Genomic DNA, 25,346 nt, shown 5'->3' with positions numbered 1-25,346 from the left:
GGCCGGTAGCTGGCTAGCATCGGGCTTTCCCCTGTGCCGCCGACCGATGCCTCCTCACGCAACCTCGCCCGCCAAGCCCCCTAGCCCGCCGCTGGATACCCGCTACAGCGTGGAGACGCCGGAAGGCATCGACCTGGTCCTGCACCCGGCGGGGCTGGTGCCGCGAGCCCTGGCCTTCGCCGTCGATCTCGGCATCCGCGGCCTGATCCTGCTGCTGATGTCCATCGCTCTCGCCCTGCTCGGCGAGCTGGGGCTGGGCCTGATGAGCCTCCTCTTCTTCCTCGTCACCTGGTGGTACATGGTGCTGTTCGAGGTCCTCAACCAGGGCCGTTCCCCCGGCAAGCAACTGCTCGGCCTGCGGGTGGTGCACGACGACGGTACCCCGGTCGGCTGGTCCGCCTCCCTGACCCGCAACCTGCTGCGCTTCGTCGACATCCTGCCGTTCGGCTACACCCTGGGCATCCTCAGCTGTCTGGCCCACCCGGCCTTCAAGCGCCTCGGCGACCTGGCCGCCGGAACCCTGGTGATCTACCGGGAAAAGCCGGCCGCGCCTCCGCAGCTGCCCGAGGTCGCGCCCCTGCCAGCGCCCTTCCCCCTGCAGCTGGCCGAGCAGCGCGCCCTGCTCGACTTCGCCGAACGGCAGTCTTCGCTGTCCCTCGAGCGGCGCCGGGAACTGGCGGAAATCCTCGCCGAGCCGCTGGCCGTGCCGCCGGAGCAGGCCGAGGCGAGGATCGACGGCATCGCCCGCGGACTCCTGGGGCCGGCATGAAGCAGCAGCGATTCGAACAGGCCCATCAGCGCGAATGGCAGGACTTCGCCACGCAGCTCGACGCCCTCGAGCACGGCAAGTCGGGAGCGGAACACCGCCGCTTCGGCGCCGCTTACCGGCGCCTCTGCCAGCACCTGGCACTGGCCGAGGCGCGCGGCTACAGCGGCCATCTGGTCGAGCGGCTGGGACAGCTGGCCTTGCGCGGCCATCAGCAGCTCTACCGGCACCGGGAGCATCTGGGGGCGCGCTCGATCGGCTTTCTGCTCGCCGGCTTCCCCCGCCTGGTGCGCGAAGAATGGCGCTTCGTGCTGACCGCCGGCCTGCTGTTCTTCGGCAGCCTGCTCGGCATGGGCCTGCTGGTCTATTTCTTCCCGGAACTGATCTACAGTCTGGTCTCCCCCGAGCGGGTGGCGCAGATGGAGGCGATGTACGATCCCGATGCCAGCCGCCTCGGCCGCTTCGGCGAACGCGGCTCCGGCATCGACTGGCTGATGTTCGGCTACTACGTCATGAACAACGTCGGCATCGCCTTCCAGACCTTCGCCAGCGGCCTGCTGCTGGGGCTCGGCAGCCTGTTCTTCCTGCTCTACAACGGCCTGACCATCGGAGCGATCGCCGGCCATCTGATCCGCATCGGCTATCAGGACAACTTCCTCTCCTTCATCGTCGGCCACGGCGCCTTCGAACTGACGGCCATCGTCCTCTCCGGCGCCGCCGGCCTCGAACTCGGCTGGGCCCTGCTGGCCCCCGGGCGCCTGCGCCGCGACGAAGCCCTGCGCCGGGCCGCGGCGCGCAGCGTCCGGCTGATCGCCGGGGTGCTGGCGATGCTGCTGATCGCCGCCTTCATCGAGGCCTACTGGTCGTCCATGACCTTCGTCGGGGCGCCGCTCAAATACCTGGTCGGTGCCCTGCTCTGGCTGCTGGTGGCGGCCTACTTCCTGCTGGCCGGACGCGATCGCCATGCGCCTGACTGAAGCCAGCGTCGCCATCCGCCCGCGCAGCCCTCTGGAAGCCATGGACCTGGGCGTGCTGCTGGCCAGGAGCCACGCCGGCCTGCTGATGCGCGCCTGGGCGCTGCTCACGCTGCCGCTGTTCGCCCTGCTCAGCCTGCTGCTGTGGGACAGTCCGGGCTGGTCGATCCTGATCTTCTGGTGGCTGAAGCCCGCCTACGAGCGCCTACCGCTGCATATCCTCTCCCGCGCCCTGTTCGGCGAGACGCCGACCCTCGGCCAGGCCTTCCGTGCCTTGCCCGGCGCGCTGCGCCCGGCGCTGCTGGCCAGCCTGACCTGGCACCGCTTCAGCCCGACGCGCAGTTTCGAGCTGCCGATCGTCCAGCTGGAGGGCGGCGACGACCGGGCCCGACAACAGCGCCTGGCGGTGCTCGCCAGCCAGAGCGGCGACCGCGGGGCCGGCCTGCTGACCCTGGTCGGCATGCATGTCGAACTGGCCCTCTGGCTGGGTCTGATGAGCCTGCTGTACCTGCTGGTGCCGCAGCAGGCGGGCCTGGAGTTCGACTGGCAGAAGCTGCTGGCGACCAGCGGGGCCGAGTGGCGGTGGCTGGAGCACCTGTCCAACCTGCTCTATGCCCTGGTGCTGACGCTGTGGGAGCCGGTGTACGTGGCCTGCGGCTTCAGCCTGTACCTGAACCGGCGCACCCTGCTGGAGGGCTGGGACATCGAGCTGGCCTTCCGCCGCCTGCGCCAGCGGCTGGCGACGGCCGCGGCCGTCGTGCCGCTCGTGCTCGCCCTCGCGCTCTCGCCGCTGTCGGGCGAGACCTGGGCGCAGGTGCCGGATGCCGCCATGCCGGTCCCGTCAGCGGAGCGGCAGGAACAACAATCGCTGAGCAGCGAGACCGCCCGCCAGGATGTCCGGGCCCTGCTCGCCCAGCCGCCGTTCACCCAGAAGGAAACCGTCACCCGCTGGCGCTTCGGCAACCCATCGTCGAAGAAGGACGCTGACTCGACCGATTGGCTCCGCCGCTTCGACGCGCTGCGCGCCCTCTGGACCAGCCTGAGATGGCTGCCGGATCTCGTCGAGATCCTGCTCTGGAGCGGTATCGTCTGCCTGCTCGTTCTGCTCGCCTGGCGCTACCGCGACTGGCTGAGCGTCTTTGCCGGCCGCCTGCCCCGGACGTCGCGACGCCAGCGGCCGGCGCCGGAAGTGCTCCTCGGCTTGCAGGTGGCGCCGCACAGCCTGCCGGACGACATCGCCGGGGAAGCAGAACGGCTCTGGCCGGAACAACCGCGCCAGGCCCTGGCCTTGCTCTACCGTGGCCTGCTCAGCCGCCTGTTGCACGACTTCCGCCTGCCGCTCAAGGAGGCGGACACCGAGGGGGAAGTGCTGGCCAGGGTGCGTCAGCTGCATCAGACCGACCTGGAGCGCTTCGCCGAACAGCTGACGCAGCATTGGGCGAATCTCGCCTACGGTCACCGCTTGCCGCCGGAGCAGGCCAGGGTCGAGCTGTGCGCCGCCTGGCGCCGCCAATTCGGGCCGGAGACCCGCGCGTGAGAGGGCATCGCCGGCTACTCGGCATCGCCGCCCTGCTGGCGCTCGGCGTGCTCGCCGCCTTTCTACTCGGCCGGCTGCAGCCCTATCGGGAAACCGTGGAGCGCGGCCCGACCGCCGAGGTGCGGGCCAATCCCTATCTGGCCGCCGAGCGCTTCCTGCGCCGGGAGGGCGTCGCCGTGCGGCGCGCCGAAGGGCCCGGGGCGCTCCACGGCCTACCCGACCACGGCCACACCCTGCTCCTGCTCGCCGATCGTACGCACATGACGCCGTATCAGGCCGAGCGCGTGCTGGAATGGACCGCCCGCGGCGGCCACCTGGTCTTCGTCGCCGAGCGCCTGTGGGACGAGAAAACCGGCCGCAGTGGCGATCCGCTGCTGGACCGGCTGGGCATCCGCCAGTACCTCAGCGAGGACCTCAAGGTCGGCTCGCCCGACAGCGCCGCCGCCCCCGCGGAGCCCCATCCGGAGCTGACCCGGTTCTACGTGGAGCCCGGACGATCGCCGGTCTATCTCGCCTTCGACGACAGCTTCCATCTCTACGACCCGCGCAACCGCGGCACCGCCTGGGCCAACAGCGCGACCGCCACCCATCTGCTGCAGCTGGCGCACGGCGCCGGCAGCGTCACGGTCCTGACCGACAGCTGGATCTGGCAGAACGGCAAGATCGGCGAGTTCGACCATGCCTGGCTGCTCTGGCACCTGACCCGAGGCAGTCAGGTCATCCTGCTCCATCGCAGTGCCGGCGACGCCCTGCCCCGTCTGCTGCTGCGCCACTTCCCGCAGGCCCTGCTGGCCCTGGCGCTGCTGCTCGCCCTGGCGCTCTGGCGTGCCGGCATGCGCCAGGGGCCGCTGCAACCGGCCGCTGCTCCGGCCCGTCGGCAGTTGGAGGAGCACCTGCGCGCCAACGCCGATTTCCTCCTCCGTCACGGCGGCCAGAGCGGTCTGCTGCAGGAGCTGCAGAGCGATATCCGCCAGCGCGCCCGGCGCCGCCATCCGGGCTTCGCCCAGCTTTCCGAAGCCGAGCAGTGGCAACAGCTCGCCCGTCTCTGCCGGCTGTCGCCGGAGCACGTCCGCGCCGCCATGCAGCCGGCGTCCGGGACGCTCTCCGCCGTCGAATTCACCCGCCAGGTCGCCGACCTGCAAACACTCAGGAATGCCCTATGAGCGAAGCGACACCCAGCAGTCCGGCCGCGCCCGAGCCGGCACTCCAGCGCCAGCGCGCCAGCCAGCTGCTGCAGGCCCTGCGCGAGGAGCTGCAGAAAGCCGTGATCGGCCAGCAGGCCGTGATCGACGACCTGCTGACCGCCCTGATCGCCAACGGCCACGTTCTCGTCGAGGGCGTTCCCGGCCTCGGCAAGACCCTGCTGGTACGGGCCCTGGCGCGCTGCTTCGGCGGCGACTTCGCGCGCATCCAGTTCACCCCCGACCTGATGCCCAGCGACGTCACCGGGCATGCCGTCTACGACCTTGCCAGCGAGCGCTTCAAGCTGCGCAAGGGGCCGGTGTTCACCCACCTGCTGCTGGCCGACGAGATCAACCGGGCGCCGGCGAAGACCCAGTCGGCGCTGCTGGAGGTGATGCAGGAGCGCCAGGTGACCCTGGAAGGGCGCGCCCTGCCCGTACCGCAACCCTTCCTGGTGATGGCCACGCAGAACCCGATCGAGCAGGAAGGCACCTATCCGCTGCCGGAGGCGGAGCTCGACCGCTTCATGCTCAAGGTGCGCATCGACTATCCGGCGGCTGCCGACGAGCTCGCCCTGGTCCGCCAGGTCACCCGTTCGGGCCGCGCCGACATGCTCGAAGTCGCGCCCCTGCGCCCCCTGCTGCAAGCCCGCGACGTGCCGCTGTTGCAGAAGATCGCCAGCGAACTACCGCTCGACGACCAGGTGCTCGACTACGCCGTGCGCCTGGCCCGCAGCACCCGCGAGTGGCCCGGGCTGGCCCTGGGCGCCGGGCCGCGCGCGTCCATCGCCCTGGTCCGCTGCGCCCGCGCCCGCGCGCTGCTGCGTGGCGGCGAATTCGTCGTCCCGGACGACGTCAAGGGCTGCGCCCTGGCCGTGCTGCGCCACCGGGTACGCCTGGCGCCGGAGATGGACATCGAGGGCCTGAGCGTGGATCAGGTGCTGCTGCAGTTGCTCGAGCAGATCGCGGCGCCGCGCTCATGAGCCCCGTCGACCGTCCCGTCGCGACCGCACCATGAAGCCATCCCGTCTGCTGCTCGCCCTGCTCGGCGGACTGTTCGGCGTCGCCGTCGTCCTCGGCGCCTTGTCCGCCCTGCAGGTGAGCGTACCGGCCGCGCTCGGCTCGCTCTGGTGGAGCCTGCTGCTCGCCCTGCTGCTGCTTGCCGGGCTGGACGCCTTCCGGCTGCGGCGCCAGCTCTCGCCGCAGCTGGCGCGGCAGCTGCCCGGCCATCTGCCGCTGGGCCGCTGGAGCGAGGTGCGCCTGTCCCTGGAGAACGCCGGCCGGCGCACGCTGCGCCTGGAGATCTTCGATCACCTACCCGACGGCATGGCCGGCGAGCATCTGCCGCTGTCGGTCGAGCTGCCCCCCGGCGAAAGCCTCGACTGCGGCTACCGGGTGCGCCCGCTCTTGCGCGGGCATTTCCGCTTCCAGCGCTGCGAGATCGCCCTGCCCAGCCCGCTCGGGCTATGGCAGGGCCGGCGCTATCTGGCGCTGCCGGGCGAAACTCGGGTCTACCCGGACTTCGCCCGCCTGTATGGCGCCCAGCTGAAGGCGGTCGACGTCTGGCTCGGCCAGCTCGGGGTGCGCCAGCAGCCGCGCCGTGGGCTCGGCCTGGAGTTCCATCAGCTGCGCGAGTTCCACGACGGCGACAGCCTGCGGCAGATCGACTGGAAGGCCACCGCCCGCAAGCACACGCCGATCGTCCGCGAATACCAGGACGAGCGCGACCAGCAGATCCTCTTCCTGATCGATTGCGGCCGCAGCATGCGCAGCCAGGACGGCGAACTCTCCCATTTCGACCACGCGCTGAACGCCTGCTTGCTGCTCGCCTATGTGGCGCTGCGCCAGGGCGACGCCGTGGGCGTGGCGACCTTCGCCGGCGAACGCCCGCGCTTCCTCACGCCGGTCAAGGGCAGCGGCCAGCTGAATCAGCTGCTGAACGCGGTCTACGACCTGCAGACCACCCGGCAACCGGCGGACTACGCCGCCGCGGCCAGTCTGGTGCTGGCCCGCCAGCGCCGGCGCGCGCTGGTCGTGGTGGTCAGCAACCTGCACGACGAGGACGACGAGGAGCTGCTGGCCGCCGTGCGCCGTCTGGGGCATCGGCACCGGGTGCTGGTCGCCAGCCTGCGCGAGGAAGTGCTCGACCGCCTGGCGCAGACGCCGGTACAAGGCTATGCCGACGCCCTCGCCTATTGCGGCACGCGCGATTATCTGGATGCCCGCGATCGTCTGCACGAACGCCTAGTCGCCCAGGGCATTCCGCTGCTCGACGCGCGTCCGGGCGAGCTGGGGCCGGAGCTGGTCGGCCGCTATCTGGCCTGGAAGAAGGCCGGGGTGTTGTAGGGGGAGTCAGGCCGAGGCGGCCTGGGCGGGAAAGGCGAAATAATGGCGGAGGACGTCGATCAGCTCGTGGTACTCCACCGGCGGGTCGATCAGCTCGAAGCCGGAATCGAAGCTGCCGGGGGTCACGTCCTCGCAGGTCCAGCGGCAGACCGCGGCGAAGTCCACGAAGGAGAGATGATCGTCCTGGGGGATCTTCAAGCGCATGTCGAAACGACCATATACCAGCATCGGCCAGGGGCTGATCAGCATCAGTCCATCGCGCGAGATGTTGCCGATATACCCCATGGGTTTGTCGGTAATGCGATTGAAAACCTTCAGGTAGTAGGGCAGTTGGTGACGTTCGATACGACGTTCGGCGGTCATGATTAATAGCGAATCGCTAGTTGGGGTATCTCAGTATGGCCTCAGTATCGCCCACTAACCAGTACTGACGTCACTAAAACTCCCCGCTCTTTTTTGCCGATCTTTTATCGATCGGACGTCATTCCGGTTAGGCTAACCTGCAGCCACCGAATGAACCGCGCTACGCCGGCACTTGCCCACAGGAGAACCAGGAATGAATCTGCATCAGCTGCTCGTCGTGATCGATCCGACCCGGGAGGCGCAGCCCGCCCTGGACCGGGCTGCCTGGCTGGCCCGCCAGAGCGGAGCGGCCATGGAGCTGCTGGTCTGCGAATTCCACCCGTCCCTGGAGATCGGCCAGCTGTTCGACCGGGAGCAGGAGGAGAAGGCCCGCACCTCGCTGCTCGCCCAGCGCCGGCAGATGCTCGAAGACCTCGCCGCGCCGCTGCGCGCCGAGGGCCTCGCGGTCACGGTCGAGGTCCGCTGGGGCCGGCCGCTGCACAAGATGATCCTCAAGCGGGTCGAGGAGCTGAAGCCGGACATCCTCTTCAAGCCCACCCACGAACACGGGCTGCTCAAGCGCCTGCTGCTGACCAATACCTGCTGGGAGCTGCTGCGCCACTGCCCGGTACCGCTATGGCTGGTCCATCATGGCCAGTGGCAGGGCAAACGCCTGTGCGCCGCCCTGGACCCGCTGCACAGCGCCGACAAGCCGGCGCACCTGGATCATCGCCTGATCGCCGCGGCGCGCGACCTCGCCGAAACGTTCGGCATGGAGGCCCACTACCTGCACTGCTATGCCCCGCTGCCGCGCACCCTGGTGTTCGATGCCGAACTGGTGGAGAGCTACGACGACTACGTCAAGCGCAGCGAGGAGCGCCACCGGGAAGCCTTCGCCCAGCTGCTCAGCCCCTATTCGATCCCGGACGGACACAGCCACCTGCAGCCGGGCTATCCGGAGGAGCTGATCCCCCGCTTCGTCCGCGAACAACAGATCGACCTGCTGCTGATGGGCGCCGTCGCCCGCGGCCACCTGGACAACGCCCTGATCGGTAACACCGCCGAGCGCGTGCTGGATGCGGTGGACTGCGATCTGCTGATCTTCAAGCCGCAAGCCCAAGGTAGTGCAGACCGACCATGACTACAGGGACGCACCGTAGTAGCCTCCGAATCAGCGTCCTATGAAGGAGTTCCGCATGACGTTCCGCCGTACCAAAATCGTCGCCACCCTCGGTCCAGCCAGCAGTTCTCCCGAACGGCTGGAACAACTGATCCTCGCCGGACTCGATGTAGCCCGACTGAACTTCTCCCATGGCACTCCGGACGAACACCGCGCCCGCGCCCGCCTGGTCCGCGAACTGGCGGCCAAGCACGGCCGATTCGTCGCCCTGCTCGGCGATCTGCAGGGACCGAAGATCCGCATCGCCAAATTCGCCGACAAGCGCATCGAGCTGGCGGTCGGCGACCGCTTCCGCTTCTCCGTCACCCATCCCCGCGATGCCGGGACCCAGGAAGTGGTGGGCATCGATTACCCCGATCTGATCAAGGATTGCAGCGTCGGCGACGAACTGCTGCTCGACGATGGCCGCGTGGTCATGCGCGTCGAGGAAAAGACCGCCGACGAGCTGCACTGCGTGGTGCTGATCGGCGGCCCGCTATCCGACCACAAGGGCATCAACCGTCGCGGCGGCGGCCTCACCGCCCCGGCCCTGACCGCCAAGGACAAGGCCGACATCAAGCTGGCCGCCGAGCTGGAGCTGGATTACCTGGCCGTGTCCTTCCCCCGCGACGCCGCCGACATGCAGCTGGCCCGGCGCCTGCGCGACGAGGCCGGCGGCACCGCCTGGCTGGTGGCCAAGATCGAGCGCGCCGAGGCGGTGGCCGACGACGAGGCGCTCGATGGTCTGATCCGCGCCAGCGACGCGGTGATGGTGGCCCGCGGCGATCTCGGGGTGGAGATCGGCGATGCCGAACTGGTGGGCATCCAGAAGAAGATCATTCAGCATGCCCGGCGCCTGAACAAGGCGGTGATCACCGCGACCCAGATGATGGAGTCGATGATCCACAGCCCGATGCCGACCCGCGCCGAAGTCTCGGACGTGGCCAACGCCGTGCTCGACTCCACCGACGCAGTGATGCTCTCGGCGGAAAGCGCCGCCGGCGAATACCCGGTGGAAGCGGTGCAGGCGATGGCGCGCATCTGCCTGGGCGCCGAGCGCTACCCCGCCAACACCCGCTCCAAGCATCGCATGGGCGAGCAGTTCAAGCGCTGCGACGAGAGTATCGCCCTGGCCGCCATGTACACCGCCAACCACTTCCCGGGCGTGAAGGCGATCATCAGCCTGACCGAGAGTGGCTACACCCCGCTGATCATGTCGCGCATCCGCTCCTCGGTGCCGATCTTCGCCTACTCTCCGCACCGCGAAACCCAGGCGCGGGTGGCGCTGTTCCGCGGCGTCTACACCGTGCCCTTCGACCCGGCGGCGGTCCCCCCGGAAAAGCTCAACCAGGCCGCCGTAGACGAACTGCTCAAACTTGGTGCGGTCGAGCCAGGCGATTGGGTCATCCTGACCAAGGGCGACAGCTACAACACCACCGGCGGCACCAACGGCATGAAGATCCTCCATGTAGGCGAGCCGCTGGTCTGACGTAACGGGCGGCTCAAGGCCGCCCTCTTGAGACCGGCAGCGCCGTGGCGTTCATGAAGGCCGCGGCGCTGTCCCTCCTCCGACATCCCCTTCAGACACCCGCCGACTCCCAGCTCGCCTCGCAGCGGTTGCGCCCGTTGCGCTTGGCCCGATAGAGCGCCTGATCGGCACGCTCCAGGGCCAGTTGGAGCGTATCGCCGTCCTGCAGCAGGGTCATGCCGATCGACAGGCTGAGATCGCTCAGACGCATCCCCACGGGACTGGCCACGGCGAAGGCTTCGCGCAGGCGTTCGCAGCAGACGGCTATCTGATCGATGTCCACGTTCAGCAGCAACAGCACGAACTCCTCGCCGCCATAACGGGCCAGTACGTCGCCTTCGCGCAGGCATGCCTTCGCCACTGCGGCGAAGGTCTGCAGGACCCGGTCCCCGGCCGCGTGCCCGTGCAGATCGTTGATCCGCTTGAAATGGTCGAGATCGATCAGGGCCAAGCCGAGCTGGCGGTCGGGAGTCAGATTTGCCAGCTCGGTCTCCGCCAGGCGCATGAAGTAGCGCCGGTTGTACATCCCTGTCAGTTCGTCGGTCGCCGCCAGATCCTCCAGCTGGCGCATCATGCCGCGCAGGGTGTTCTGATGGGCGAGCAGGTCGTTGCGCTTCTGCCGCATGCGCTGGTAGGTCGCCTGGATATGCCGGCGGAACAGACACAACCACAGCAGAGCGCCAGCCAGCGTCAGCAACTGCAGAATGACCGGTCCGGGCGGGACCGGCTCACCGCGGGAGGTCTCCCACAGCACGAGGAGGGAAAAGCAGAGGAAGGCGTAGCCGCAGCAGCGCACGAAAGCCCAGGGGCGTAGCTGGAGAATGCCGAACAGCGGGATCAGGACATAAAAGACCAGCAGGGTGGCCTGGGCCTCGAGCGACAGATCGACCAGAAAGTAGGTCAGCCAAGCCAACCCCACCAGCACCTGGACTTCGGTCCGGCACGGGTCCTTCGCCTTGAGATTGCGGCCGCTGCGAAACAGCAGGAGAAAGCCAAGCTGGCTGGCGATGATGAGGGCGCCGCCGATCGGGATCATGTGGATCGGCGCCTGGTAATGGCCGATTGCAGCCGCCACCAGGATCAGCAGGAATGTCATGGCATAGATCGCCGATGCCATGGCGAAACGCTTCAGCAACAGGCGTCGTCGAGCATCCTGCTCGTGCCTGGGACTTGTAGTGCTCATGGGGTCCTTCCCGTGTAACACAAGGCTTTCACTCTACCGGTGGGCCGACCGTTTGCCTAGCCGGAATCTGGTCGGCTGTGCCGCCTGGACGGGGCGCGTTATACTGCGGCGATTTTTCGCACCGGACCTGGCCCGATTGGCCGACGTACCCAGTCGATCAACGATTTAGACCTAGGTTCGGCACGTGGAAGTTCCTGCCCTATCCAAAGGAGCGCAGCATGACCGTGATCAAGCAAGACGACCTGATTCAGAGCGTCGCCGATGCCCTGCAATTCATCTCCTACTACCACCCGACCGATTTCATCCAGGCCATGCACGAGGCCTACCTGCGCGAAGAGTCGCCGGCCGCACGCGACTCCATCGCCCAGATCCTGATCAACTCGCGCATGTGCGCCACCGGCCACCGCCCGATCTGCCAGGACACCGGCATCGTGACCGTGTTCGTCAAGGTCGGTATGGACGTGCGCTGGGACGGCGCCACCATGAGCGTCGACGACATGATCAACGAAGGCGTGCGCCGCGCCTACACCAACCCGGACAACGTCCTGCGCGCCTCGATCCTGGCCGACCCGGCCGGCGCGCGCAAGAACACCAAGGACAACACCCCGGCGGTCATCCACTACTCCATCGTCCCCGGCGACAAGGTGGAAGTGGACGTGGCGGCCAAGGGCGGCGGCTCCGAGAACAAGTCGAAGATGGTCATGCTCAACCCGTCCGACTCCATCGTCGACTGGGTCCTGAAGACCGTCCCGACCATGGGTGCCGGCTGGTGCCCGCCGGGCATGCTCGGCCTCGGCATCGGCGGCACCGCCGAGAAGGCCGCGCTGCTGGCCAAAGAGTCGCTGATGGACGAGATCGACATCCATGAGCTGAAGGCCCGCGGACCGAAGAACCGCGTCGAGGAACTGCGCCTCGAGCTGTTCGAGAAGGTCAACCAGTTGGGCATCGGCGCCCAGGGTCTGGGCGGCCTGACCACCGTCCTCGACGTCAAGATCAAGGACTACCCGACCCACGCCGCCTCCCTGCCGGTGTGCATGATCCCCAACTGCGCCGCCACCCGCCATGCCCATTTCGTGCTGGACGGTTCCGGCCCGGCCGAACTGGAAGCCCCGAGCCTGGACGCCTACCCGGAAATCGTCTGGGAAGCCGGCCCGAGCGCCCGCCGCGTCAACCTCGACACCGTCACCCCGGAAGAAGTGCAGAGCTGGAAGCCGGGCGAAACCCTGCTGCTCAACGGCAAGATGCTGACCGGCCGCGACGCCGCGCATAAGCGCATGGTCGACATGCTCAACCGCGGCGAAGAGCTGCCGGTGGACCTGAAGGGCCGCTTCATCTACTACGTCGGCCCGGTCGATCCGGTGCGCGACGAGGTGGTCGGCCCGGCCGGCCCGACCACTGCGACCCGCATGGACAAGTTCACCCGCCAGATCCTGGAAAGCACCGGCCTGCTGGGCATGATCGGCAAGTCCGAGCGCGGCCCGACCGCCATCGAAGCGATCAAGGACAACAAGGCCGTGTACCTGATGGCCGTGGGCGGCGCCGCCTACCTGGTCGCCCAGGCGATCAAGAAGTCCAAGGTGCTGGCCTTCGCCGAACTCGGAATGGAAGCCATCTACGAGTTCGAAGTGAAGGACATGCCGGTCACCGTAGCGGTCGACACCAAGGGTGAGTCGGTACACATCACCGGCCCGGCCCTCTGGAAGCAGAAGATCGCTGACAGCCTGGCCGTGGAAGTGAAGTAAGCCTTTCCGCAGCGCACAGCCCGCTCGCAGCGGGCTGTTCTGAGAAACGGGCCCGTGCCATCCGCACGGGCCCGTTTTTCTTTCACCTTCGCCGACCTTGCGGTCCTGTGTCACCCTTCCCAGTGAACGTCGGCAGCGCCGCGCGCTCCGTGAGAAGAGCGGCGCCGCCGACCTGTCCCTCTGCCCATCCCGGTGGCAGCCCCTGAGGACCGTTCGAATGGACTGGCTCGATCTCATCCAATGGCCTGCGATGGTCGCCACCGTGGTAGCGGCCTGGCTGATCGGCTCGCTGCACCGACGCCGACGCCGCATCGGCTTCTGCTGCTTCCTGCTCAGCAACCTGCTGTGGGTTCTCTGGGGCTGGTCGGCCAAGGCCTGGGCCCTGATCGTTCTGCAACTCTGCCTGGCGCTGATGAACATCCGCGGCCTGCGCAAGAACGATCCGAATTAGGCCGGCGATCCCCCCTGAAGCGGCAGACGGATGCCGAACGGGTTACCATGGCCGCCCGCTCAACCGCTGCCCTACCCTCATGCCCTATTCCGTTTCGCCGATCGGCTTCCTCCGCTCCTGCTTCAAGGAAAAGTTCGCCATACCGCGCCAGCCGCAACTGGCCCCGGCCGCCCGTGGCGTGCTGGAACTGGTGCCGCCCTTCGCTCAGCCGGAGGCTGTCGAGGGGCTGGAGCAGGTCAGCCACGTCTGGCTGCTGTTCCTGTTCCATCAGGCACTCGAAGAGCAGCCGCGCCTGAAGGTGCGGCCGCCACGCCTGGGCGGCAACCGCTCGTTGGGCGTGTTCGCCACCCGCTCGACCCACCGTCCCAACGGCATCGGCCAATCGGTGGTCAGCCTGGAGAAAGTGGAGCCGGGACGGCTGTGGTTGTCCGGCATCGACCTGCTCGACGGTACGCCGGTGCTGGACATCAAACCCTACGTCCCCTATGCCGACTGCGTCGCCGGAGCACGCAACGCGATCGCCGACGCGCCGCCCGTGCCGATCCCGCTGGACTGGAGCGAAACCGCGCTGCAGCAGGTCCGGGAGCACGCTGCGCGCCTGGGCGAGCCACTGGTCGAGCTGATCGAGCAATGCCTGACCCAGGACCCGCGGCCGGCCTACCAGAGGCCCGAGCCGGAGCGCCGCTACGGAGCGCGCTTCTGGGACCTGGACGTACGCTGGCATTACCCGCAGCCCGGGCGGATTCTCGTACTGGAAGTGATAAAGGCCTGAGCGCCGCAGCAAATAGAGAATGGATGCCTCACGGCCCGAGCGTGCGGCAGAAACGAAGAAGCCCGGACGAGCCGGGCTTCGAACGGACGAGCGATGCGCTTACTTCTCGACGAAGGCGCGCTCGATCAGGTAGTCGCCCGGATCGCCCATGCGCGGGGAGACCTTGAGGCCGAAACCGTCCAGCACCTGGCAGGTTTCCTCGAGCATGCTCGGGCTACCGCAGATCATGGCGCGGTCGTCCTGTGGGTTGATCGGCGGCAGGCCGATGTCCTGGAACAGCTTGCCGCTGCGCATCAGGTCGGTCAGGCGACCCTGATTGCGGTATGGCTCGCGGGTGACGGTGGGATAGTAGATCAGCTTTTCCTTCACCGCATCGCCGAAGAATTCGTTCTGCGGCAGCACTTCGGTGATGAACTGCTCGTAGGCCAGCTCGCTGACATGACGCGTGCCGTGAATCAGGACGACCTTCTCAAAGCGCTCGTAGACTTCCGGGTCCTGGATCAGGCTCATGAAGGGCGCCAGGCCGGTGCCGGTGCTGAGCATGTAGAGATGCTTGCCGGGCAGCAGGTCACCGAGGATCAGGGTGCCGGTGGGCTTGCGGCTGACCATGATCTCGTCGCCTTCCTTCAGATGCTGTAGGCGCGAAGTGAGCGGACCGTTCTGCACCTTGATGCTGAAGAACTCCAGATGCTCCTCGTAGTTCGGGCTGGCGATGCTGTAAGCACGCATCAGGGGACGGCCATCGACCTCCAGACCAATCATGACGAACTGACCATTCTCGAAACGCAGGCCCGGATTACGGGTGGTCTTGAAACTGAACAGGGTATCGTTCCAGTGATGAACACTGAGGACACGCTCGATGTTCAGATTACTCATTCAGGGACTCCTCGGAATTTAAGCTACCAAATCGGCATGATTGTCCCCTATTTTAGAAGGGAGCAAACTATCCGTTAAATGAATTATTAAGATATGGATAATCGGTTATATAGATATGCGCTTCACTCTTCGCCAGCTTGAGGTCTTCGCTGCTGTCGCCCGGCTGGAAAGCGTCACCCGCGCGGCCGAGTCGCTGGCTTTGTCGCAATCCGCCGCGAGCACCTCGCTGACCGAACTGGAGCGGCAATCCGACTGCCAGCTGTTCGACCGCGCCGGCAAGCGCCTCAAGCTCAACGCCCTGGGCAGGCAGCTGCTGCCCCAGGTGATGGCCCTGCTCAACCAGGCCCACGAGATCGAAGAGCTGCTCAACGGCAAGGCCGGGTTCGGCTCCCTGTCCGTCGGCGCCACGCTGACCGTGGGCAATTACCTGGCCACCCTGCTGATCGGCGCTTTCATGCAACGCCATCCCGAGTCGCAGGTCCGGCTGCATGTGCAGAACACCTCCCACATCATCCACCAAGTGGCGAACCATGAACTTGACCTGGGTCTGATCGAAGGGGAATGTCAGCATCCGGATCTGGAGATGCTGCCCTGGGTCGAAGACGAACTGGTGGTATTCTGCTCGCCGCAGCATCCCCTGGCTCGGCGCGGCCGGGCCAGCCTGGACGAACTCTCCGGCGAAGCCTGGATCCTGCGCGAGCAGGGATCCGGCACCCGCCGGACCTTCGACCAGGCCATGCGCCATCACCGCGGGATGCTGAACATCCGCCTGGAGCTGGAACATACCGAAGCGATCAAGCGGGCCGTCGAATCGAGCCTGGGCATCAGCTGCATCTCCCGCCTGGCGCTGCGCGACGCCTTCCGGCGCGGCAGCCTGGTACCGGTGGAGACGCCCGACCTGGACCTGACCCGGCAATTCTTCTTCCTCTGGCACAGACAGAAGCTGCATACCGCGGCCATGCGCGAATTCCTCGAACAATGCCAGACGCTCACCGCCGGCGTGAGACGCAGCGACGAGATCGTCCTGCCGCCGATCGCCTAGCAAGGCATCGGGCACGCCCCTATCCAGGGTCCGCGGCTCCAGCACAGCCTCGCAGCTCACTCCTCCGGCACCGACTCCAATTGCTGCAGCAGCAAGGCCGCCTGGGTGCGGTTGCGTACGTTGAGCTTGCGGAAGATGGCGGTCACGTGGGCCTTGACCGTCGCTTCAGAGACGTTCAGCTCGTAGGCGATCTGCTTGTTCAGCAGGCCGTCGCAGACCATGGTCAGTACCCGGAACTGCTGCGGCGTCAGGCTGGCCAGACCGGCGCTGGCAGCCTTGGCCTCGTCGGACACGCTGGCCTTGGCGCGGGCCTGCGGCGGCCACCACTCGTCGCCGTCGAGAACCGTGCGCACGGCCTGCTGGATGATCTCCAGCGAGCTGGATTTGGGGATGAATCCGGCGGCGCCGAATTCGCGGGCCCGGGCGACCACAGCCGTATCTTCCTGGGCCGAAATCATCACTACGGGAATCTGCGGGTATTGTCCGCGCAGCAGGACCAGGCCGGAAAAGCCATGGGCGCCAGGCATGTTGAGATCTAGCAGAACCAGATCCCAGTCGGACTTCTCCGCCAGGCGGGCCTCCAGTACGGCAATGCTGTCGGCCTCCACCAGCCTTCCCCCGGAACCGAGCCCGAGGGTCAATGCCTGCTGCAGGGCGCTGCGAAAGAGCGGATGGTCATCGGCAATCAGGATGTCATAAGCGGGCATCGGCAGATCCTGTTTCCTTATCGGGCGGGCCAGGGACGAGGAGCCTGCGGCGATGCGCCACAGATTGCCCCACAGGGCGGACGCCATCGGGCGAAGGCCCATAGTTTACGCTTCCAGTCGACCGTCGAGCCTGATTTCCGACTCGAGATGGCTGGACAGACTCGAAATCCGCGTCCCTGCTCGGGCGCAAAGCATGAGAGCCGCTATCGGAATGGTCAAGCGTTACGCTTGTCCTTCATGGTGGCAGGTCGGCACGCAGCCGTGCTGCGCAGCCGCTAGTCGGATGCCGGCAAACGCCGCCAGTGCGGCCTTCAAGCGCCTGAGCTAAGAGCTTTCCGATGGGCGAATCCCCACACCGGAGAGGGACAATCGCATAAGTCGAAGAGCCATCAACCGGGGCTTTCAGGCAAAATTGGCGGTTTTCCTCCGAGCCCCTGAATGCACAACCCCGCCCTGCGCGCCGACCTGCTCATGCTGCTGACCGCCCTGATCTGGGGCAGCGCCTTCGTCGCCCAGCGCCTCGGCATGGACAGCATAGGTCCCTTCCTCTTCACCGGACTGCGTTTCAGCATGGGATCGCTGGCGCTCCTGCCGCTGATCCTGTTCAAGAGAGAAGCTCGCCCATCGCCACCAACGGATTTTCGCGGCATGCTGCGCGGCGGCCTGCTGATGGGACTGGCGCTGACGCTGGGAATCAGCCTGCAGCAGATCGGGCTACTGTTCACCAGCATCACCCACTCGGGCTTCATCACCGGACTCTATGTGATCGTGGTGCCGCTGCTCGGACTCTTCTTCGGCCAGCGTGCCAGCCTCGGCACCTGGCTCGGCGCCCTGCTGGCGGTGCTCGGCATGTTCCTGCTCAGCGTCGGCGCGGACCTGCGCCTCGCCCCGGGCGACTGGCTGCAACTGGCCGGGGCCTTCGTCTGGGGCGTGCACGTGCTGCTGGTGGGCCATTTCGCCCAGCGCTACGACCCGCTACGCCTGGCGTTCCTGCAGTTCGTCGTCTGCTCCCTGATCAGCCTGATCCTGGCCCTGCTGCTGGAGCCCATCGAATTGTCGGGCATCATCGCGGCCGGCCCCGCCCTGCTCTACAGCAGCTTCATCTCGGTCGGCGTCGGCTATACCCTGCAGGTTGTGGCACAGAAGCACGCCATCGCCTCGCACGCAGCGATCATTTTCTCCCTGGAATCGGTGTTCGCCGCCCTCGCCGGCGCCCTGTACCTCGGCGAAAGCCTGTCCGCCAGAGGCTACATCGGCTGCGCCGTGATGTTCGCCGGCATGCTCGTCGCGCAGCTCTGGCCGAACCGGCCGAAAGGATCGAACCGACAGGCCGGATAACCCGGCCTCGGCTCAGAGGAAGGCACGCAAACGCCGATGGACCTCGTCGTCCGGATCGAGCGGACCGCTGCGCTTGGCCGCCAGGTAATGGGTGGTGAACACGTCCAGGTAGGCATTCAGCGCCTCCCCGGCGTGCCGGTCGCCCGCCAACTCCAGACAGAGCGCCGCCACCTCTGCGGTACACAGATGATCGTCCCGCTTGGAACGCCGCAAGCGATAGCGCGAAAGCTGCTCGGGCTGCAGGCTCAGCACCGGCAGCCGGTCCAGGTAGGGACTCTTGCGGAACATCTTGCGCGCCTCGGTCCAGGTGGCGTCGAGCAGAATGAACAGCGGCCGCCGTCCCGCCACCCGGGGCACCTCGTTCACCACCCGCTCGGGCGCCGCGTACTCGCCGGGGAACACCACGCAAGGCTGCCAGCGGGGATCGTCGAGCAGCGCCAGCAGTCGCTCGTCCACCGCGGTCCGCGACCAGCCGAAGGCAGCCGTATCGGCGATCACATCGGCGATCAGCCAGCCGGTATTGCTCGGCTTCAGCGGCTCGACGTCGTGCATCAACAGACACATGCCGGACTCGGCCTGGACTCGCGGCCGCCAGGCGCACAGACAATGGCTGAAGGGAACCCGGCAGGACGGGCAGCGCGGCACCCGCGACCCGCGCGCCTGGAAGGGTTTCAGGCTGCGAGCCAGACGCTCCTCGCGCAGGCGGGATACGGCATGGCTCATCGGCGCTCCCCGGACAACGGGCAAACTGGAAACATGATCGGTACGGGACATCGGAAGAAGAGCCGGCAGTCTATCAGAGCCGGTACGCCCCCGATGCAAGCGCCGTTTCCCATCGCCCCGGACCGCTTTCCCCGCGCGCGGACCTGAACCCGATCCGCATTCACATTGTGGCCACTCCTCGCACCTCTATAATGCAGCGCGCCACCGAAGCCTGCCGTTTTCCTTCGGTGCCCTCGAATCGAAGCCCACGGAGAGAAATAACAATGCTGCGACTGATCGCCCTGACCCTCTGCCTCGGCCTGCCGGCCGCCCAGGCAGCTTCCCTGAAGGACTTCGAGCTCAGCAAGATGCTGACCAAGGTGGCCAGCGAGAGCAGCGTCGGAACGCCCCGCGCCATCAACGAGGACATTCTCGACCAGGGCTATACGGCCGAGGGCAACGAGCTGATCAACCACCTGAGCGTGCGGGCCTCGCACGCCGCGCAGATGCGCGCCAACCCCGGCACCGTACGCAACCAGCTGAAAAGCAGCGTGTGCGGCAACCGCGGCTATCGCCAGCTGCTCGCCAAGGGCGCCGTGCTGCGCTACGAGTTCAGCGAGTACAAGACCAACCGCCCGGTGGCTTCCCAGCGCTTCACCGCCAGCGACTGCGGTCTCTGAGCCGGTCGACCGGCGGCCGGCCGCTTCTCATCTCAACGCGGCCGGATCGCCCTTGCCGGCCACCGCCGCGACCTCGTCCTCGCTCAGCAGGCCGCCGAGCGGCAGTCCCAGCAATCCGGCGCAGGCCTGCACGACATGGGCCCAACTGGCCTGGTTGGCGAACAGCATGCCGGCCTCGTCGAGGGTGCCGCCGCGGTTGCGGTACCCCATCACCACCGACTTTCGCGCATCCGGCAGGATCGGCCAGAGATGGCCGCGGGCCACTTCCGGGCGCATGTGCGTGAGCAGCACGCGGCGCTCCAGACCATCCGGGAACAGCCGGGCGCGCAGATCGGCATCGGCCAGGGCCTCCTCCTCCCAGCGATCCCGGGGCGCCCTGAAGCGTCCCGGCTCCTGCAGGTAGACCAGCCGATAGGCCTTCCCGGCCGCACGCAGACGCTCGGCGGCGCGACGCATCTCCGCCAGCTGGTAGCTGCCGTTGGCGATCAGCAGAACGGCGTCCACACCGGCAACCTCATCCACCACCAGGGCCCCGTCGCGGGCCAGTTGCTCGGCTTGGATCTGGTCGAACAGCACGGGACGCTCGCGCTTGGGCACGACCATGCAGGTTAGTTGGCCGCGCGCCCGGTAGATCGACGGCAGCACCGCCAGCAGGCTGTGGTGATCGGCCGGGAAGATCACCCGCACCATGTCGCCCATCTCGCCGAGCAGGGCCTCGCAGAAGGTGGTGTCCTGGTGCGACTGCTGGTTCTTGCCGTTCTCCCAGGTGTGCGAGCTGGCCACCAGCGGCCAACCCAGCCAGCCGGCCGGACGGCCCACCTCCTTCTGCTGGCGGGCGAAGATCAGGGCCTGGCGCACCGCGCCGAGCATCTTCACGCAGAAGGCTTCGTAGCTGGCCACCAGGTTGAGCCCACCCCGGTTGGCCAGGCAGGCGGAAACCACCGCCTCCTCGTTCAGCGCGGTGATGATCTTGCCGTCGACCGCTTCCAGCTCGCTTTCCGGCTGACAGGCGCGGTGACGGAGCGCCTTGAGCACGCCCCCCAGGCGGTTGCTGGCCAGTTCGTCCGGATTGCCGACGCGCGGGCGCAGTTGCGGATTGGCCTGCACGAGATCGACGAAGAAGCGGTCCAGCGCCTTCATCGGCGAGCAGCGCTCGCTCAGGTCGAGGTAGTGCAGCGGGGGAAGCGCCGGTATGGGCGGGTTGCGCGTGGCCAGCGGGTTGTCGCGCTCGAGCGGGCGCCCCTGGCGCAGGGTGGCGAACAGCGCGCGAGCGGCCGCCAGCTCGTCCGGAGACACCCACAGCGGCGCCGCATGCTGGTTGAACAGCGCCCGAGCACCGACGTCGGTGTGCGGGTTGCCCGGCAACGGCAGGTTGTGCGCGGCATTGCTGCCGGCGCCGTAGAAGCCGAAGCCCTTCACCGTCTCGGCGATGCCGTAGGGAATCGGCAGGGGATAGTGCAGTATGCCCCGCTCCAGCTCGGTCACCCGGCGCCCCAGACGCTGCTGCATCTCCCACAGGGTGCAGGCGAAGGCCGCCGGGTCGCGACCGTCGAAGGCGATCGGGTCGAAGCCGCAATGGCGCAGGTGCTGCTTGAATCCGGCCAACCCCTCCGAGGTGCCCAGCTCAGTGCGCTGCTCGATGCGTCGGCCGTTGGCGATCATCACCGGCAGCGCCGCGCCGCAGTCCTCCGCCCGCCACCAGCGCGGCATCCAGTCGCCGCCGCGCTGCTCCTCCGCCGCGCCGTCGGAGAGGAAGGCCACCAGCGTCTCACCCGGCAACGGCAGATGCGCGTACTGCAGTTCGGCGAAGCCCAGGTAGCCGCCTTCGGCGATGCCTCCGGCGGTATGCGGGGTGACATGGCTGCCCAGCGGCGCCGCCGGACGCCCGTCCGCAGCCTGGCGGTAACCGTAGAAATCCTCCAGCAGACGGTTGATGCCGTCTTCGTCGCAGGGATAGGTCAGGGCCTGCTCGGGCTGCTGGTTGCCGGTCAACAGGTTGAGGGCATCGATGGCCGCCACGCAGTGCCCCTGGCCCATCAGCCAGCCGCGGGTTTCGCCGCTCAGGGCATTGAGCGCGAGATAGCCGGCGTAGGCCGGCACCATGTTCAGCGCGCCGCCGGTGTGCCCCTCCGGCCAGGCCTTGAAGTCGTCCGCTTCGAGGGAGGCGCCATCCAGACGCACGCGCCGGGCATAGGTCATGTGCACAACCAGCCAGAGCCCCGCGGCGGTCAGCCGGTCGAGTGCGGACAAGAGCCGGTAGACGCTCGCCAGATCCGGCTGCAGGCCCGCCTGCACCAGCTGGTGAGCAAGACGGAAGACTCCCGCCTGGGTCTGCGAACTATGCTGAAGAGGACCGTATCCCTGTTGCCAGGCGGCGAAGGCAGGCTCGACTCGAGCGTGCTCCTCCAGCTCGGCGAGGCTCGGGAGAATCTGGGTCATCGGCTGCTCCATGGTCGGTTATTCATCAGTCTAGTCAGTGCCGGCTTGAGTATATGATGACGCATATCAACGCGGGCCCTGCCAGCTGCCGGCAGCCTGCCATCATTCTCCCGACGAAGGAAAGACCATGGCTTTACTCACTTTTCTCGGTGCGATTCAAGAAGTTACCGGCTCCTGTTATCTGCTCGAGACGCGCGACGGCAGCCGCGTACTGCTCGATTGCGGCATGCACCAGGGCCGGCGCGAGGAGGATGAAAGCAACAGCAAGCCCTTCGCCTTCGACCCGCACAGCCTGAACGCCGTGGTCGTCTCCCACGCCCATATCGATCACACCGGGCTGCTGCCGCGCCTGGCGACGGCCGGTTACAACGGACCGATCTACGCCACCGAAGCCACCTGCGAGCTGATGGACCTGATGCTGCTGGATTCCGCGCACATCCAGGAGAACGACGCCGAATGGGAAAGCAAGTGGCGGGCACGCCAAGGCAAGCCCCCGGTCCAGCCGCTCTACACCACCGCCGATGCGCAAAAGGCCCTCTCCCTGTGCCGCCCTCTGCCCTACGGGCAGAGCCAGGAAGTCGCCCCCGGAGTGCAGGTGACTTTCCATGACGCCGGCCACATCCTCGGCTCGGCCATCGTCGAGCTGGAGGTGCACGACCATCACCTGACCCGCCATCTGGTGTTCTCGGGCGATCTCGGCAATTCCTCCACGCCCCTGATGCCCGATCCGACGATCCTCACCCGCGCCGATGTGGTGCTGATGGAGTCCACCTACGGCGACCGGGATCATCGCCCCACAGAGGAAACCCTGGAAGAGTTCGCCGAGATCCTGCAGACCGCCCACCGCGAAGGCGGCAACGTGCTGATCCCGTCCTTCGCCGTCGGCCGCACCCAGGACCTGCTGTTCTACCTCGGCCGCTTCTATCAGGAAGGCCGGCTGCCCCAGCAGGCGGTGTTCCTCGACAGCCCCATGGCGATCCGCGCCAACGCCATCTACTCCCGCTTCGGCGAGCACTTCGACCCCGCCGACCGGGCCCTGCTGCGCGACAAGGGCGTCAAGCGCGCCGAAGACTGGCTGCCGATCCTGCGCCCCACCCTCACGCCCGACGAGTCCATGGCGATCAACCGGATCAAGAGCGGCGCCATCATCATCGCCGGCAGCGGCATGTGCAACGGCGGACGCATCGTCCACCACTTCAAGCACAACCTCTGGCGCGAGGAATGCCATGTGGTGTTCCCCGGCTACCAGGCCCAGGGCACCCTGGGGCGGCGTATCATCGACGGCGCCAGCACGGTCCGGGTGCTGCACCAGAACATCGCCGTACGCGCCAAGGTACATACCCTGGGCGGCTTCTCGGCCCACGCCGGGCAATCCCAGCTGATCGACTGGGTGAGCCACTTCGACCACCACCCCGAGCTGTATCTCGTGCACGGCGAACTGGAGAAGATGCAGATCCTGAAGCAGGCCCTCCATGACCGCCTGGACTGGGTCGCCACCATCCCGGAGCCGGGAGAACAAATAGCGCTCTGAACCGCAGCGGCAGTAGTATGGACGGGCGCGACCGGAATCCCGGTCCGCTCCCTCGAAGGGTTGTCAATGAATGACACAGCCTGCATTGTGGTCGTGCCGCGAGCCGGCATTGCCCCAGGTTCTGCGCATAAGGAGAAGTCGATGCCTTACGAACCGGACGATTTTCTGTCCCGCCATGTCCAGACTACTGGGCTAGATGTCAATGGACTCGTCCACCAACTGGTCGACGAGATCGTTCCCGAAACCAGCGCCAACCTCCCGCTCTACCGGGAGATGCTGCTCACCGTCATCCGCATGGCACAGGCCGACCGCAACCGCTGGGATGCCAAGATCATGCTTCAGACGCTGCGGGAAATGGAGATGGCCTTCAGCCGGCTCGAACAGTTCAAGCGCCGGCGCAAGGTGACGGTCTTCGGCTCGGCCCGTACGCCGGTGGAACACCCGTTGTATTCCATGGCCCGCGAACTGGGCAGCGCCCTGGGACGGCGCGGCCTGATGGTCATCACCGGCGCCGGCGGCGGCATCATGGCCGCCGCTCACGAAGGAGCCGGTCTGGAAAACAGCCTCGGCTTCAACATCACCCTGCCCTTCGAGCAACATGCCAACGCGACGGTCGAAGGCACCCCGAACCTCCTGTCGTTCCACTTCTTCTTCGTCCGCAAGCTGTTCTTCGTCAAGGAGGCCGATGCATTGATCCTCTGCCCGGGCGGCTTCGGCACCCTGGACGAGGCCCTGGAAGTGCTGACCCTGATCCAGACCGGCAAGAGCCCGCTGGTTCCGGTGGTGCTGCTCGACGTACCCGGCGGCAGCTACTGGACCGACGCCCTGCAGTTCATCCACAAGCAGCTGGAGAGCAATCGCTACATCTTGCCCACCGACACCCAGCTGATGCGCCTGGCCCACAGTGTCGAGGACGCGGTCGAGGAAATCGCCCAGTTCTACCGGAACTACCACTCCAGCCGCTGGCTCAAGGACCTGTTCGTCATCCGCATGCATCACCCCCTGAGCGAAGCGGCCCTGGCGCGGCTGCGCGACGAGTTCGCCGATCTCTGCCTGACCGGCAGCTTCGAGCAGCAGAACTACTGCGACATCGAACAGGACGAGCCAGAACTCTGCCACCTGATGCGCCTGGCCTTCATCTTCAACGCCCGCGATCACGGCCGGCTGCGCGAACTGCTCGACTTCATCAACCTTGCCGAAAACTGGGCGCCTAAGCCCAAGTCCTGACCTTCGGTCGATCTGCCCACTCCGAACTCGCCCGAGGTACCGCTTCTGCCTGTTGCAAAAGCCGCCCTCGGGGCACAGGCATACCCATTCTCCTGCGGGAGCTCGAGAGCCAGTCCTTTCAAGGGATTGCACTCATCTCTCGTCGGAGAGTCGGAGGAGCAAGATCGATAGCGCTTTGCTGAGAGTGGACGCATCCGTGCTTCACTTCCGCTGTTCATGGCAGATGAATCCCTTCAGCCCTTGCCGGCAAAAGCAACCGGATAGCCTGAAAGTGCTGGGCTTTGGGGCGCTATATGGCAGGCTTTGCAAAAAATCGAGAACGGCGAGCCCAAAGCCGCACACAGGTGCGATCAGTCGTCGTGGCTCGATTCGCCACGCAGCAAACGGCCGATGAGATCCGGGGAAAACCCCCGATAGCTAAGGAAACGTCCCTGTTGGGCGCGTTCACGGGGATCGCGGGGTCGCTGCCCGCCGAACTTACGCCACCAGGTCTCGGCCAGCAACTCCGACCAGTCGAGACCACTCCCGCGTAGCGCCTGCTCGATGTCCGCCCGCGGCAGTCCGCGCAGGGCCAACTCCTCGCGGATACGCAGCGGACCGTAGCCGGCCCGCGCCCGACTGGCGATGAAGCTCTCCAGATAGCGAGCTTCGCTGAGCAGTCCCTCTTCCGTGAGACGGTCGAGGGCGCTCTCGATCAGTTCGGCTGCTGCACCGCGCTGGCGCAGCTTGCGGGTCAGCTCGACGCGCCCGTGCTCGCGCCGCGCCAGCAGATCCATGGCCGCACGGCGCACGGCCGCAGGGCTATCGAGCAGCATCGGATCGA

23 protein-coding genes are annotated in these 25,346 nt (G+C 67.0%); 16 read left to right on the top strand and 7 right to left on the bottom strand.

Annotation, left to right across the window (positions count from 1 at the left end; all coding sequences use genetic code 11):
• Positions 1–46: 46 nt before the first annotated feature.
• The 6 genes from ACFOJE_RS01895 to ACFOJE_RS01870 are packed head-to-tail and all read left to right on the top strand — an operon-like array spanning position 47 to position 6,804.
• A complete protein-coding gene (locus tag ACFOJE_RS01895; protein ID WP_377812540.1) occupies positions 47–769 on the top strand; it encodes an RDD family protein in 723 nt (240 codons plus the stop codon).
• Positions 766–1,743, top strand: a complete 978-nt coding sequence (locus ACFOJE_RS01890) for a stage II sporulation protein M (RefSeq protein ID WP_377812539.1) — start codon at positions 766–768, stop codon at positions 1,741–1,743. Before ACFOJE_RS01895 ends, ACFOJE_RS01890 begins: the two co-directional genes overlap by 4 nt.
• Positions 1,730–3,277 carry a DUF4129 domain-containing protein gene (locus ACFOJE_RS01885; protein WP_377812537.1) on the top strand — a complete coding sequence of 516 codons (1,548 nt, stop codon included), beginning with the start codon at positions 1,730–1,732 and terminating at the stop codon, positions 3,275–3,277. The genes ACFOJE_RS01890 and ACFOJE_RS01885 overlap by 14 nt, the downstream gene beginning before the upstream one ends.
• Positions 3,274–4,440 (top strand): DUF4350 domain-containing protein, encoded by a 1,167-nt coding sequence (locus ACFOJE_RS01880; protein WP_377812535.1) that lies wholly within the window; start codon positions 3,274–3,276, stop codon positions 4,438–4,440. The genes ACFOJE_RS01885 and ACFOJE_RS01880 overlap by 4 nt, the downstream gene beginning before the upstream one ends.
• The gene (locus tag ACFOJE_RS01875) at positions 4,437–5,441 is read left to right on the top strand and encodes an AAA family ATPase (protein ID WP_377812534.1); all 1,005 of its coding nucleotides are present in this window, start codon (positions 4,437–4,439) and stop codon (positions 5,439–5,441) included. Before ACFOJE_RS01880 ends, ACFOJE_RS01875 begins: the two co-directional genes overlap by 4 nt.
• Before the next feature lie 31 nt (positions 5,442–5,472).
• Entirely contained in the window at positions 5,473–6,804 is a 1,332-nt protein-coding gene (locus ACFOJE_RS01870) for a DUF58 domain-containing protein (protein WP_377812532.1), read from the top strand.
• A gap of 6 nt (positions 6,805–6,810) precedes the next feature.
• Here the strand turns inward: ACFOJE_RS01870 and ACFOJE_RS01865 are convergent, their stop codons facing one another.
• The gene (locus ACFOJE_RS01865; protein ID WP_377812531.1) at positions 6,811–7,167 is read right to left on the bottom strand and encodes a PilZ domain-containing protein; all 357 of its coding nucleotides are present in this window, start codon (positions 7,165–7,167) and stop codon (positions 6,811–6,813) included.
• 193 nt (positions 7,168–7,360) lie between these two features.
• On the opposite strand from ACFOJE_RS01865, the gene ACFOJE_RS01860 reads away from it, so the two are divergent.
• Together ACFOJE_RS01860 and pyk are read left to right on the top strand one after the other, a co-directional pair.
• Positions 7,361–8,287: a universal stress protein gene (locus ACFOJE_RS01860; RefSeq protein ID WP_377812530.1), complete on the top strand. Its 927-nt coding sequence runs from the start codon at positions 7,361–7,363 to the stop codon at positions 8,285–8,287.
• Positions 8,288–8,342: 55 nt separating this feature from the next.
• Positions 8,343–9,794, top strand: coding sequence for a pyruvate kinase (gene pyk / locus ACFOJE_RS01855; protein WP_377812529.1), 1,452 nt, complete (start codon positions 8,343–8,345; stop codon positions 9,792–9,794).
• A gap of 91 nt (positions 9,795–9,885) precedes the next feature.
• Here pyk and ACFOJE_RS01850 read toward each other — a convergent pair whose 3' ends face one another.
• Positions 9,886–11,016: a GGDEF domain-containing protein gene (locus ACFOJE_RS01850; RefSeq protein WP_377812528.1), complete on the bottom strand. Its 1,131-nt coding sequence runs from the start codon at positions 11,014–11,016 to the stop codon at positions 9,886–9,888.
• A 218-nt stretch (positions 11,017–11,234) separates the two neighbouring features.
• Here ACFOJE_RS01850 and ACFOJE_RS01845 point away from each other — a divergent pair, with 218 nt between their 5' ends.
• The 3 genes from ACFOJE_RS01845 to tsaA all read left to right on the top strand — a co-directional run bounded on the left by ACFOJE_RS01845 (position 11,235) and on the right by tsaA (position 13,981).
• Entirely contained in the window at positions 11,235–12,758 is a 1,524-nt protein-coding gene (locus tag ACFOJE_RS01845; RefSeq protein ID WP_377812527.1) for a fumarate hydratase, read from the top strand.
• A 217-nt stretch (positions 12,759–12,975) separates the two neighbouring features.
• Positions 12,976–13,209, top strand: a complete 234-nt coding sequence (locus tag ACFOJE_RS01840) for a YgjV family protein (RefSeq protein WP_377812526.1) — start codon at positions 12,976–12,978, stop codon at positions 13,207–13,209.
• 79 nt (positions 13,210–13,288) lie between these two features.
• Complete coding sequence (tsaA, locus tag ACFOJE_RS01835) at positions 13,289–13,981, top strand: tRNA (N6-threonylcarbamoyladenosine(37)-N6)-methyltransferase TrmO (RefSeq protein WP_377812524.1); 693 nt, start codon at positions 13,289–13,291, stop codon at positions 13,979–13,981.
• A 99-nt stretch (positions 13,982–14,080) separates the two neighbouring features.
• Here the strand turns inward: tsaA and fpr are convergent, their stop codons facing one another.
• Positions 14,081–14,857: a ferredoxin-NADP reductase gene (gene fpr, locus ACFOJE_RS01830; RefSeq protein ID WP_377812523.1), complete on the bottom strand. Its 777-nt coding sequence runs from the start codon at positions 14,855–14,857 to the stop codon at positions 14,081–14,083.
• A 115-nt stretch (positions 14,858–14,972) separates the two neighbouring features.
• Between fpr and ACFOJE_RS01825 the strand changes: the two genes are divergently transcribed.
• Positions 14,973–15,899 carry a LysR family transcriptional regulator gene (locus tag ACFOJE_RS01825; protein WP_377812521.1) on the top strand — a complete coding sequence of 309 codons (927 nt, stop codon included), beginning with the start codon at positions 14,973–14,975 and terminating at the stop codon, positions 15,897–15,899.
• 56 nt (positions 15,900–15,955) lie between these two features.
• On the opposite strand, the gene erdR is transcribed toward ACFOJE_RS01825, so the two are convergent.
• Positions 15,956–16,606 carry a response regulator transcription factor ErdR gene (erdR, locus tag ACFOJE_RS01820; RefSeq protein WP_377812520.1) on the bottom strand — a complete coding sequence of 217 codons (651 nt, stop codon included), beginning with the start codon at positions 16,604–16,606 and terminating at the stop codon, positions 15,956–15,958.
• A gap of 438 nt (positions 16,607–17,044) precedes the next feature.
• Between erdR and ACFOJE_RS01815 the strand changes: the two genes are divergently transcribed.
• Positions 17,045–17,944, top strand: coding sequence for a DMT family transporter (locus ACFOJE_RS01815; protein ID WP_377812519.1), 900 nt, complete (start codon positions 17,045–17,047; stop codon positions 17,942–17,944).
• Positions 17,945–17,956: 12 nt separating this feature from the next.
• Here ACFOJE_RS01815 and ACFOJE_RS01810 read toward each other — a convergent pair whose 3' ends face one another.
• On the bottom strand, positions 17,957–18,667 hold the full coding sequence (locus tag ACFOJE_RS01810; RefSeq protein ID WP_377812518.1) for a tRNA-uridine aminocarboxypropyltransferase: 711 nt from the start codon (positions 18,665–18,667) through the stop codon (positions 17,957–17,959).
• A gap of 263 nt (positions 18,668–18,930) precedes the next feature.
• Here ACFOJE_RS01810 and ACFOJE_RS01805 point away from each other — a divergent pair, with 263 nt between their 5' ends.
• Positions 18,931–19,326, top strand: coding sequence for a quorum-sensing-regulated virulence factor family protein (locus tag ACFOJE_RS01805; RefSeq protein WP_377812516.1), 396 nt, complete (start codon positions 18,931–18,933; stop codon positions 19,324–19,326).
• A gap of 27 nt (positions 19,327–19,353) precedes the next feature.
• Here ACFOJE_RS01805 and ACFOJE_RS01800 read toward each other — a convergent pair whose 3' ends face one another.
• Positions 19,354–21,765, bottom strand: coding sequence for a phosphoketolase family protein (locus ACFOJE_RS01800; protein ID WP_377812515.1), 2,412 nt, complete (start codon positions 21,763–21,765; stop codon positions 19,354–19,356).
• A 127-nt stretch (positions 21,766–21,892) separates the two neighbouring features.
• Here ACFOJE_RS01800 and ACFOJE_RS01795 point away from each other — a divergent pair, with 127 nt between their 5' ends.
• Together ACFOJE_RS01795 and ACFOJE_RS01790 are read left to right on the top strand one after the other, a co-directional pair.
• Complete coding sequence (locus ACFOJE_RS01795; protein WP_377812513.1) at positions 21,893–23,296, top strand: MBL fold metallo-hydrolase RNA specificity domain-containing protein; 1,404 nt, start codon at positions 21,893–21,895, stop codon at positions 23,294–23,296.
• 141 nt (positions 23,297–23,437) lie between these two features.
• The gene (locus ACFOJE_RS01790) at positions 23,438–24,523 is read left to right on the top strand and encodes an LOG family protein (protein ID WP_377812512.1); all 1,086 of its coding nucleotides are present in this window, start codon (positions 23,438–23,440) and stop codon (positions 24,521–24,523) included.
• Positions 24,524–24,873: 350 nt separating this feature from the next.
• On the opposite strand, the gene recX is transcribed toward ACFOJE_RS01790, so the two are convergent.
• Positions 24,874–25,338 (bottom strand): recombination regulator RecX, encoded by a 465-nt coding sequence (recX, locus tag ACFOJE_RS01785; protein WP_377812511.1) that lies wholly within the window; start codon positions 25,336–25,338, stop codon positions 24,874–24,876.
• Positions 25,339–25,346 lie beyond the last annotated feature (8 nt).

Origin of the sequence: Azotobacter bryophylli (genome assembly GCF_042643485.1) — a bacterium.
Lineage (GTDB): Bacteria > Pseudomonadota > Gammaproteobacteria > Pseudomonadales > Pseudomonadaceae > Azotobacter > Azotobacter bryophylli.
This window is presented reverse-complemented; position numbering and strand designations above follow the sequence as displayed.

Bases quoted from the DNA above. Each gene is read 5' to 3' on its own strand.
- ACFOJE_RS01800 (WP_377812515.1), bottom strand. From the start codon at position 21,765: ATGACCCAGATTCTCCCGAGCCTCGCCGAGCTGGAGGAGCACGCTCGA.
- ACFOJE_RS01815 (WP_377812519.1), top strand. From the start codon at position 17,045: ATGCACAACCCCGCCCTGCGCGCCGACCTGCTCATGCTGCTGACCGCC.
- ACFOJE_RS01875 (WP_377812534.1), top strand. From the start codon at position 4,437: ATGAGCGAAGCGACACCCAGCAGTCCGGCCGCGCCCGAGCCGGCACTC.
- ACFOJE_RS01810 (WP_377812518.1), bottom strand. From the start codon at position 18,667: ATGAGCCATGCCGTATCCCGCCTGCGCGAGGAGCGTCTGGCTCGCAGC.
- ACFOJE_RS01870 (WP_377812532.1), top strand. From the start codon at position 5,473: ATGAAGCCATCCCGTCTGCTGCTCGCCCTGCTCGGCGGACTGTTCGGC.
- ACFOJE_RS01805 (WP_377812516.1), top strand. From the start codon at position 18,931: ATGCTGCGACTGATCGCCCTGACCCTCTGCCTCGGCCTGCCGGCCGCC.
- ACFOJE_RS01845 (WP_377812527.1), top strand. From the start codon at position 11,235: ATGACCGTGATCAAGCAAGACGACCTGATTCAGAGCGTCGCCGATGCC.
- ACFOJE_RS01895 (WP_377812540.1), top strand. From the start codon at position 47: ATGCCTCCTCACGCAACCTCGCCCGCCAAGCCCCCTAGCCCGCCGCTG.
- pyk (WP_377812529.1), top strand. From the start codon at position 8,343: ATGACGTTCCGCCGTACCAAAATCGTCGCCACCCTCGGTCCAGCCAGC.
- erdR (WP_377812520.1), bottom strand. From the start codon at position 16,606: ATGCCCGCTTATGACATCCTGATTGCCGATGACCATCCGCTCTTTCGC.
- ACFOJE_RS01790 (WP_377812512.1), top strand. From the start codon at position 23,438: ATGCCTTACGAACCGGACGATTTTCTGTCCCGCCATGTCCAGACTACT.
- ACFOJE_RS01860 (WP_377812530.1), top strand. From the start codon at position 7,361: ATGAATCTGCATCAGCTGCTCGTCGTGATCGATCCGACCCGGGAGGCG.
- ACFOJE_RS01865 (WP_377812531.1), bottom strand. From the start codon at position 7,167: ATGACCGCCGAACGTCGTATCGAACGTCACCAACTGCCCTACTACCTG.
- ACFOJE_RS01825 (WP_377812521.1), top strand. From the start codon at position 14,973: ATGCGCTTCACTCTTCGCCAGCTTGAGGTCTTCGCTGCTGTCGCCCGG.
- recX (WP_377812511.1), bottom strand. From the start codon at position 25,338: ATGCTGCTCGATAGCCCTGCGGCCGTGCGCCGTGCGGCCATGGATCTG.
- fpr (WP_377812523.1), bottom strand. From the start codon at position 14,857: ATGAGTAATCTGAACATCGAGCGTGTCCTCAGTGTTCATCACTGGAAC.
- tsaA (WP_377812524.1), top strand. From the start codon at position 13,289: ATGCCCTATTCCGTTTCGCCGATCGGCTTCCTCCGCTCCTGCTTCAAG.
- ACFOJE_RS01890 (WP_377812539.1), top strand. From the start codon at position 766: ATGAAGCAGCAGCGATTCGAACAGGCCCATCAGCGCGAATGGCAGGAC.
- ACFOJE_RS01795 (WP_377812513.1), top strand. From the start codon at position 21,893: ATGGCTTTACTCACTTTTCTCGGTGCGATTCAAGAAGTTACCGGCTCC.
- ACFOJE_RS01840 (WP_377812526.1), top strand. From the start codon at position 12,976: ATGGACTGGCTCGATCTCATCCAATGGCCTGCGATGGTCGCCACCGTG.
- ACFOJE_RS01850 (WP_377812528.1), bottom strand. From the start codon at position 11,016: ATGAGCACTACAAGTCCCAGGCACGAGCAGGATGCTCGACGACGCCTG.
- ACFOJE_RS01885 (WP_377812537.1), top strand. From the start codon at position 1,730: ATGCGCCTGACTGAAGCCAGCGTCGCCATCCGCCCGCGCAGCCCTCTG.